Genomic DNA, 9,706 nt, shown 5'->3' on the forward strand with positions numbered 1-9,706 from the left:
GATAAACGGCGCGCCGTTCTCCATCGATAACGAGCGTGCGGTCCGAATAGCCGTTGTTCTGGGCCCGCGGAGGGTGACCAGGCGCTATTGGCCTCCTGCGATGTGTGGCAAACCTGCGAGTGGAAATAGCCGCGGGATCTGGAATAGTGCCATCTCGGTGACGGTCGTGCCTTTCGTGGTGAGGACCATCAATCCGAACGGTCGGTGAACTTTCTGGGGGTCGCGGATGTAGATACCGAGCGCTGGCTGCCGGTTTGCTGCAGTAGGCAGCGCGCGGAACCTTCCCGGCTCGCTGGGACCGAAGGCGTGTTCGGTCAGGAAGGTGACGATCGCGTTTCGGCCCCGGTACCAGGAGGCGATCGGCGGCATCATGAATCGGGCATCAGCACTCAACAATGCGGCGACTGCGGCGGTGTCGGCATGTTCCCACGCTTCGACCATGTTGTTGAGCAGTGACCGATCGGTATCGGTCATCGCGGAAGTCTCTTCATCGCCGGCCGCCTGGGGGGTCCACCGCTGCCGGATGGTTTCTCGGGCTCGTCGCAAGGCGCTGTTTATTGCGGCTGGGGTGGTGTCGAGAGCCTCTGCCGTCTCTTTGGCAGACCAATCCAGGACATCACGCAGGATAAGGACGGCTCGTTGACGAGGTGGCAGATGTTGAATCGCAGCTATGAACGCCAGCTCGGTAGTCTCCTTGCGGATCAGCTTCGCCTCTGGGCCGGTGTCGCGGGTGGCCATGCTTTCCAGCAACTTCTCGGGATACGGCTCGAGCCATGCAAAACCGGTGGCCCGTTCCGGCTCAGCGCGGGGATCGGCAGCATTTTTCACGTCCGCGGGTATCACTCGGCGAGCACGGCGTCGGAGCGCATCGAGGCAGGCGTTCGTGGCGATTCCGTAGAGCCACGATCTGTACGTCGATCTCCCTTGATACGTGTCTCGCTTGGCCCAAGCGCGGAGGAACGTTTCCTGAACGAGATCCTCGGCGTCCTCGGTGGAGCCCATGAAGCGATAGCAGTGCAGGTGGAGCTCTGCTCGGTGCTGCTGAGCGAGAGCCTCGAAGCCCGCGCCATCGCCGGGCAGCGCAGCGGAGGCGCTGATACGGCTGTCCGTCTCCGAACCCTGAACCACCATTGCCACGAGACTCCTTCGATGAGACTGCTGTCCTAGGTATGACGTACGAAGGTCAGAAAATTCACCAGTCTCGCAAGGTCCCTTCGTGTAGTCGCGCTTGACCGTCTGACGGGTTGGCATAACTACCGCGCCGTGCCGGACGAGCTTCGGGATCTGGTGAACCGCTCCGGACTGCGCTGTCAGCGTCTCGAGTACGGCCCAACACGCGCATTGGTGTGACGTACATCACGTTTTGTGTGGAATTCGCTTACTTTCGAATTTGACACGCGTCTATCCATATGGGGCCCTGTTCGATGACGGCTTATCCGGGTCGCCGAAGTCTGAAATCTCTGCCGAAGGAGTCGAGCAATGAATGCAAGAGTGATTCAATACCGTACCCATCCCGAAGCGGCCGAGGAGAATCGGAGACTTATAGAAGATGTTGTCCGCGAGGTCGGGCAAGCTGGACCGGGGTTGCGGTATGCCGCGTTCGTCCTCGAGGATGGCGTGACTTTCGTGCACTTTGCCGCACTCGATGATCCGGATAGATTGGCATCAATTTCCGCGTTCGGGGTCTTTCGGGAACACCTCGAAGATCGCGTAGTACCGGGCTCGCGGACGGAGACGAAGTTGGATGTGATCGGCTTTTCTGTGAAGAACTCCTCCGAGGCGTAGGACGACTAGATCGAACCAATCGGCAGGTCCGTCGGTGCGGTATATCAAAGCTGAATTACTCCTGGAGTTACTCCTAGACAGATTGAAGGGTGAAATGATTCTGATTACCGGAGCTACCGGAAACAATGGCAAGGCAGTCGTTCAACAATTCGCTCGACACGGTGTGCCGGTGCGTGCACTGGTTCGTGACCGGGCTCGGGCGGGCGCATTGCTAGAGCTTTCGGGCGTTGATGTCGTCGAAGGGGATCTGTTGCAACCACAGACCTTGGGGCCGGCTCTGGAAGGAATTGACCGCGCGTTGATGATCTCTACGGCCGATAGCACGCTGGTGGAAGCTCAGTGCACTTTCATCGATGCGGCGGTTTCCGCTGGTGTGCGACACGTGGTCAAGTACTCGGGTTTCGAGTCGGGGAAGGGATTCGACCAGGAGAAGTTTCGTTATACGCGAAATCATCAGCAGATCGAGAGATATCTCGAGACTAGTGGCCTCGAATGGACGCATCTGCGGCCGGGGCAATTTATGCAGGTTTATCTCAGGGAGGCGCGGTCGATAATCGAGCGGGGAATTCTGGCTCTTCCGGCCGGCGACATTCGGCTCGCGCCGGTGGATATCGATGATATCGCGGCAGTCACGTTCCGTTTGCTCACCACAGAGGGGCATGAGGGCTCCGCGCTTCATATGACCGGGCCCGAGGCGCTGACCATGGGTGAAGTTGCTGCCCTTTTCTCGGAACTGATCGGCAAGCCCGTCGAGTACGTGCCGATCACGCCCGAGGAGCGACGTGAGTACATGCTGAGTGCCGGCGTCCCGGTGGACTTCGTCGAAGCCACCTATCAGCAGGCTCGGGAACGCTTGAATTGCCCGGAACCAGAGCTCCGGCTCGACACCCATTACCGGTTCGGTGTCCGGCCGACAACGTTCGCAGAGTTCCTGCAACGGCACAAGCATATTTTCAACCAGTCAGCCATTGTGAGCTGACTCGGCTTCGGTTACCTATCTGCAGCAGAATCTGCCCGCCTGGCTGATTTTACAGGGATGTCCACGGTCTTCTGTGCCGGAAGAGATGGAGATCCACATCGCGGCAGGTAAAGCGGCCCTGGACCTTGCTCGCCCAGGACGTCGAACTTCCCGCCGCCCTTCCTTGCGTGGGGCGTCGAGCGCTTAGTCCTCGGGCGGATTTGCTTATGTCGAAAGTTCCGAAACTAACTTGAACCCGGCGCGGGCACCCGAATCTCGCGAGTTTCGGCGTCGCCCGGAGCGCGCATGCCTACTTCAACCTATAGTTCGGAAATCCGACTTGTAACGAAATAGGGAGCTGTGCGGCGGCGATTTACCCGTGCACTTTAACGACAAGTCGCCAGACAGTCTATGTACAGGAGAACGATAGTGTCGATTTTTAAAAATGAGAGATCGGCGCAGGGCTGGACTCTAGCGCTGACCTCGATGGCGTCGCTGATGGTGGCGCTGGACGGGCTGGTCGTCGCGACCGCGCTCGGTACGATTCGAGTCGATCTACACGCATCGATCGAGTCGTTGCAATGGACCGTGAATTCTTACACCTTGACACTGGCCGTATTGTTGATGGCCGCCGCAGGGTTGGGTGATCGGCTCGGTCGTCGGCGAATGTTCGCTGTCGGCCTAGCAATCTTCACTGCAGCATCGATCGCATGCGCGCTGGCGACGTCTGCTGCGTTGCTTATCGCCGCACGGGCAGTGCAGGGTGTCGGTGGGGCGCTGGTAGTTCCACTCGCACTGTCTTTGTTGAGCCACGCATTTCCGATTGAAAAAAAGGCCCGTGCAATCGGCGTCTACTCCGGGATCACCGGCCTTGCTGTGGCAGGTGGCCCAGTCGTCGGGGGAGCGATAGCGCAGGGGTTGGATTGGCAGTGGATTTTCTGGATCAACGTGCCCATCGGAATCGTGCTCATCCCGCTCGTCCTGAGCCGAGTCGAAGAGAGTCACGGGTCCGATACGTCCCTGGACATCGTTGGCGCGTTGTTGTCGACGGGCGCCGGGTTCGGCGTCGTATGGGGGCTGGTCCGAGGTAACAGCTCTGGGTGGGGCAGTGCAGAGGTCATCGGTACGTTGGCGGCTGGTGTAGTGCTGGCTGGATTGTTCGTCGGCTGGGAGATGCGTGCACGGGTCGCGATGATGCCTACACGTATGTTCCGGTCGCGGTCATTCTCAGCAGGTAATGTCGCGAATTTCGCGTTGTACGCTTCTCTCTTCGGCACCGTATTCTTTGCGGCTCAATTCTTTCAGAGCGCGCAGGGCCTCGGGCCGATGTCGGCAGGGATTCGGTTGATTGCGTGGACCGCGACTCTGTTTTTCGTGGCGCCGCTGGCCGGAGCAGCAGTTGAGCGCGTAGGTCTTCGCCCCCTCGTTGTCTGCGGCCTGTTCCTACAATCAGTCGGCCTCGCTTGGATCGCGATAATCGCCGATGTCGACCTGTCGTATCCAGCGCTTATCCTTCCATTCATCGTGGGGGGTGCTGGCACGTCTATGGCAATGCCTGCAGTCCAGGCTGCGGTGATGAGCTCCGTCGATGGCGCGAATGTAGGAAAGGCGTCTGCGACCTTCAACATGTTGCGTCAGTTGGGGTCCGCTGTCGGGATAGCCGTCGTAGTGGCAACATTCGCAGCGAAAGGTGGCTACGATACAGCCGGCATGTTCGTCGACGGATTCCGTCCGGCGATTGGTGTGGCATCTGCTATCGCGTTGATCGGCGCAATCGCGGGGATCGCGATACCGCCGATGCGTCGCGTGGTGCCCGAGAAGATGTCGACAGACGCGGTCGTGCCCGAGAAGGAAGCGGTGTGACATGGGTGGACGGCGGGTTGTGGATCTGCGCTGATATGAGACGGATGCGTGGTGACCTGGGGCCGTCCGCCAGCCCGGAATAGCGATCGGGTGTTGTGTAGGCACGCGACCCTGGTTAGGGTCCCAGTAGCGCTCGTACAAAATGGCGACAATGGCTGACCTGCACCGATGTGATGTTGTCTGGATGTGGTAGGAGTTGGCTTGGCCGTCGTTGAGGTTGGTTGCTGTGCTGAACGTCGAGTTTCGTGGCGACGCGGATTTCTGCGGATGAGGAACTGGCAGGTCTGCGGGAGTTCCGCAGATCAGCCGGGAAGAGTCGTTACAGTTCTGAGGTCTCACTTCGCCTGATGTGGCGTTTGATGCCGGCGGCGTGGTCGGGTAGAGATCTTGAGTTCGGGGATGGCGTTGTTGCTGTGGTTGGGGTTCGTGCCGGGAAGGGTGGCTGAGGCGCCGCCGGTGGCTCGGTCGGCTGAGCAGCTGAAAATGGATGCCTCGCTGATCAGTTCGTACGGTACGCGGCACGAACCCCGAGCATCTGCGGTTGGTAGCGCCTCGGGGAGCGGCCGGCGGTTCGATGGAGCTGGATGAATTTCTGCTGGCGCCGTCGATGGAGCTTATTCCCGACATTGTTGTTCCAGCTTGCGTGCGAGTATCTGGTGTCGGCGCGGGTGATGCGGCTGGGCCAGGACCCGCTGTTCTGTGTCGCGCAACCACGCGAACAGACTCAGTTCGAGACATATAAGCGCCGCATGACCGGTTGAGGACCGGCGATGCTGTTCATTCCCGCGTAGATGCAACGCGAGCTGATCCGCGAGCGCACCCTCGACGGCCGGGCCGCGGCCGCAGCACAAGACCGCAAAGGCGGGTCTCTCTACCGGTGGACGCCTACACCCTGGCTATTGCCTTCGTCCCGCCGCAACGCAGCTGGTCCCGTACAACTTCTGGGCTGGGCATCCTCCAAATTTGCCACCGCGAATGACGCTGTCGGACAGCGCAACGGCCGAACACGGCCCCCTGAACCAATCAGTGCCGATCTACTTTCCAGCTTGTGCCAGCTTCCGGATTCCTGGGCCTATGTCGACCGGAACCGTATCGGCGCCGCATCTCAAGGACGCGCAATTCGCAAAGAGCGCCGCAGTTTGGCCACGTATGTCCTCGGCTGCCGCCGCAGCGAGTTGCACGAGGCGTATCACTCCGGTATACCGAGCCAGCTCGGCACAGTCGGTGTGATGATCAAGGCTATCGCGCTGTGGAACCGCGGTAGTTCTCGAAGAGGCATTGAATCAGCCACGCGCGCAAGGGATATCCGGTGTGCGAACAGGACGTCGTGCGCCTGCGCGCGAACTGGTGCTCCCATATCAAGTCCATGGGTATGCCCACGGCGAGGCTGGCACTTCTCCTAGCCGCCGATGACGTCGCTAATGTATCCAGATGGTGGGTTGATTTCTGTCATGCTCAGCCGATCCGGGCCTGTCCGTGGCGGTAGGCGCCAGGGGTGATGCCTTGTTCGCGTCGGAATGCGCGGGTGAGGGTGATGGTCGAGCTGTAGCCGGTGACGCGGGCAATCTGTGTGATGGGTCGGTCGGTGTCGCGGAGGAGTTTGGCGGCCTCGGCCAGACGCACTGAGGTCAGATAAGCCAGTGGGGGCTGTCCTATCGCAGTGGTGAAGCGTTGGGCGAATGCGGCCCGGGAGAGTCCGACTACGGAGGCCAATTCTGCCACTGTCCAGGGGTGTTCGATATGTGTGTGCATCGCTCGTAGTGCTCGGGCCACTACGGTATCGGCGTGCGGCGAGGTTGTGTCTCGGGCATGGTGTCGTCGCCATGTGCGTAACACATACGTCAGTGAGGCTTCGACGAGGGCCGGTGTCAGATCGGGTGGCTGTTTGGAGTCCTCGAGCTCTAGTCGCAAAAACCTCAGCAGGCTTTCGAACTCGATCGGGCATGCCGCCCGCACCGGAATGTAGGTGATGTTCGCGAGATCTTGGAGCAGCGGATGCGGCTGGCGGGGGCCTTGCAGATATCCGCAATACAGGCTCTCCACTGCGCTGCCCGCCTGGTCCGTGAGGTCGTGCGGTGCAAGGGTGTGGGCGACGCGCGGTCCGAACAGGGCCATGTCTCCTGGCCCCAGGACCAACTCTGGGAACCAACGCCCGGAGCCGGCAGGTGGCACAATCCGGCACGATCCGCTCAACACGATGCGAAATGAGACGGATGCAATCTGTCGAGTTGACTGGTGCTCCGGCATCACGGTGCCGTCGGAGTGTGTGTACTCGGCAAATGGCTGGCCGGCTCGAAGCGCGGCGTAGACATCGGTGATTGTCTCCACACTGAAAGCTTAGCCCCGTGTCAGGCACCGCTCGGAGTCGTCTAGCGGGTGAGGCGGGCGAGACGATCGGTTCATCGATCAAGCTTTCCGATCATTACTTTGAGCACGCGATCAGTCCTAGCCTGTGTAGCGAAATCGAAACACTGGAAAGAAGGAAATTCGATGGAGATTTTGGTGACGGGTGGCACTGGGAAGGCTGGCCGGCGGATGGTCGAGGCGTTGGCTGGGGCCGGGCTCGACGTGAGGGTCGGAAGCAGGCATCCCGGCGCGCCGTCCGAGCATCTGACACCGGTGGATTTCGATTGGTACGACCAATCGACGTGGGCGAGCGCACTTGGGCATGCTGAGGGGTTGGTGGTTAAGGGGCTCGATCTGGATCAGTACGCTGCTGAGTCGGTACGGATGCTTTTGGAGTCCGCTCCGCATGTCCGACATGTCGTATTCTTGTCCAATATGGGCGTGGAGTACACTCCGGACGATCATCCACGCCGGGCAATCGAGCTGGTGGTGCAGAACTCGGGCAAGGAGTGGACAATTCTTCGCGCCAACTGGTTCATGCAAAACTTCGACGAGGACGACGCGGTGTTCGCAGAAGCTATTCGCACACGGGGTGAGGTGCATGCCCCGGCGGGGGATGCGAAGGTGAGTTTTGTCGATACCCGCGACCTGGCGGCTGCCACGGCTGCGGTTTTCGCGACGGCGGGGCACGACGGCCGGGCCTATGCGATCAGTGGGCCGGAGGCGATCTCATTTGCGGAGGTCGCTGCGGCGATCGGGGCGACATGCGGAGCGTCGGTTCGCCATATCGACGGCACGCCAGAAGAACATCGTGAGTACATGCGCGGTCCGGACCGGCCCGCGGCGTATGTAAATCACATCAACCATCTCTTCATCCCCACCAAAGCCGGTGCCTGCGCAGCTGTCAGCGGCGATGTGGAGTTGCTGACGGGCCGGCCGCCGCGAACCTTCGGGTCCTACGTCGAGGAGACGTGGTCGGCATCAGAGTCAGGGCTGCCGCAACCAGTTGCTCACCACGAGAAGCTGTATTCGACTTACCAGTAGTACCCCAATTTCGGCTGAATGATGGTTCTGCCGGACAGGAATTCGGACCAGATCGTTGCCCGTGTGGTGTTCGTTGTTCTCAGATTCGGTGTACTGGCGATGAACGCCGCGTATAACGTCGACTGGCTGAGCGGCCCGGCCGATCGAGAAGGGGTTCCGGTGGAATTCGCGCGAAAACAACGAATATCACGCCGGTCAAGGGTGACGTTAAGGGACGTCGATCGCCGTCAGAGTCGAGGAAGCTGGTGAGCTGGCGCATGGCTTGGGTGACGGGTTTGAGGTAGCGGCGCAGGTTCTCGGATTTGCGGCGCCGGGATTTGGCTATGAGTTCGAGGAGGCAGACTCCGGATTCGCCGAGGCGGGTGCCACCGCGTCGGCGGGTTCGGGGTTTGGCCCCCTTGGACTTCACCGGAGTGCAGCGGCCGGGCTGGTTGAGTCCTTCGATGTTGATTTGGAGTAGTTCGTCTGCGCTGGCGCAGGTTTCGTACAGCATCTGCCATAGCGTTGTCTCGCGGAGATGGATGTCGCGGCGGGCGATCAGTCGGTCGATCGCGGTGCGGGATCGGACGGGGTGTCGGAGTCCGGCGGGGTGGATCCTCCGACTGACGCGGGGACTTCTGGTGCCTCCCAGCCCTGTTGGCGGCACCAGGTCAGCCACTTGCCCACGGCGGCGCGGCGGCGTTTCAAATGTTGACCGGCGCGGTGCCCCACAGTGTTTCCAGCGCGTCACCGATTTCGTCGTCGTCGACGGTGGCCAGCGGGCAGCTGGGTCGGGACAGTCCGTCGCGGCCGTCGAGGCGAGGTTGGTCGGGTGCGCCAGCAGCGGGCGGCCCGAGCCATCGAAGCGGTCCGCGCCCAGCCCGCGCAGAAGCCCCAGCTTGGTCACTTCAGCCTTTACCGCGCTCGCCGATGGGTCCACCGGACCGGTCGACAACCACCGCAACCCGTGACATCCCGATCGAGGCATCGGTGACCAGGAGCGCATCCAACGCCATGCGCCGCTCATCGGCGAACTTCGCGCCAGCAGGTCGTAGGTTTCGCGCTGCACCTGCTCACGGGCGTGCGCGACCCGCCGCACCAGCGTGTCCGGGCTGGGCTGGATCACCCGCGCCGAGATCGGATACTCACACGCGAGCCGGAACAGCAGCGTCGGCGAATCATGCTCCATCACCCGCGCCAACAAGAATTCCTCCAGTTCCTTCAACTCCATCGCCCCAGGCGGGCGCCGGCCCAGATGCTGTGCGGCCAGGCACGGATGCTTGGTGCGTGTCTGAGAACGCTTTCCACACGAACGGATATCTTCCGCATCGACTTTCAACTGCTGAGCCAGCCGGCCACCGCGACTGGCGGGCGCGGCACTCACCTTGTCCGGCGCGAATCCCAGCCACGGCACCGCGCACAGCGCCACCGCCAGGCCCAGCCTGTTCGCAGGGCCCAGGCCGCGTCCCGGATCGACGAATGCCACATCAGCCGGAGTCAGAGTGAAAAACCGGAACAACTCTTCCCGACCGATTTCCGGGAATCCCCGCAGCCGCTCCAACTCCTCATCCGCGAACACCCGCGTCGCCACGAACCCAAACCTCCAGCACGCCAACCAAACTCATCGGCAGTCAAGCCAACCACCACCCAGATCCGCAGCCCGAACCCAGCAGTCGTCCCTGTCCTGCGGTGAGGGACTGTGGATTTAAGGGTGTTTTCGGCCTGATTCGG

Annotated in this window: 6 protein-coding genes and 1 pseudogene; 4 read left to right on the forward strand and 3 right to left on the reverse strand. The window is 61.3% G+C overall.

The window, feature by feature from the left end:
* Positions 1–84: 84 nt before the first annotated feature.
* Positions 85–1,131, reverse strand: a complete 1,047-nt coding sequence (locus IRT45_RS24950) for an RNA polymerase subunit sigma-70 (protein ID WP_194808321.1) — start codon at positions 1,129–1,131, stop codon at positions 85–87.
* A gap of 348 nt (positions 1,132–1,479) precedes the next feature.
* On the opposite strand from IRT45_RS24950, the gene IRT45_RS24955 reads away from it, so the two are divergent.
* The 3 genes from IRT45_RS24955 to IRT45_RS24965 all read left to right on the forward strand — a co-directional run bounded on the left by IRT45_RS24955 (position 1,480) and on the right by IRT45_RS24965 (position 4,606).
* On the forward strand, positions 1,480–1,785 hold the full coding sequence (locus tag IRT45_RS24955) for a hypothetical protein (protein ID WP_194808309.1): 306 nt from the start codon (positions 1,480–1,482) through the stop codon (positions 1,783–1,785).
* Positions 1,786–1,879: 94 nt separating this feature from the next.
* The gene (locus IRT45_RS24960; RefSeq protein WP_194808310.1) at positions 1,880–2,764 is read left to right on the forward strand and encodes an SDR family oxidoreductase; all 885 of its coding nucleotides are present in this window, start codon (positions 1,880–1,882) and stop codon (positions 2,762–2,764) included.
* A gap of 408 nt (positions 2,765–3,172) precedes the next feature.
* Positions 3,173–4,606, forward strand: coding sequence for an MFS transporter (locus IRT45_RS24965; protein ID WP_309241145.1), 1,434 nt, complete (start codon positions 3,173–3,175; stop codon positions 4,604–4,606).
* A 1,455-nt stretch (positions 4,607–6,061) separates the two neighbouring features.
* On the opposite strand, the gene IRT45_RS24970 is transcribed toward IRT45_RS24965, so the two are convergent.
* Entirely contained in the window at positions 6,062–6,934 is an 873-nt protein-coding gene (locus IRT45_RS24970) for an AraC family transcriptional regulator (protein ID WP_194808312.1), read from the reverse strand.
* Between the two features lie 162 nt (positions 6,935–7,096).
* Between IRT45_RS24970 and IRT45_RS24975 the strand changes: the two genes are divergently transcribed.
* Positions 7,097–7,996 (forward strand): NAD(P)H-binding protein, encoded by a 900-nt coding sequence (locus IRT45_RS24975; RefSeq protein WP_194808313.1) that lies wholly within the window; start codon positions 7,097–7,099, stop codon positions 7,994–7,996.
* Positions 7,997–8,747: 751 nt separating this feature from the next.
* Here IRT45_RS24975 and IRT45_RS37845 read toward each other — a convergent pair.
* Positions 8,748–9,566 (reverse strand): annotated as a pseudogene (locus IRT45_RS37845) (DUF4158 domain-containing protein); the annotation flags it as partial.
* Positions 9,567–9,706 lie beyond the last annotated feature (140 nt).

It is taken from the genome of Nocardia sp. BSTN01 (assembly GCF_015354405.1).
Lineage (GTDB): Bacteria > Actinomycetota > Actinomycetes > Mycobacteriales > Mycobacteriaceae > Nocardia.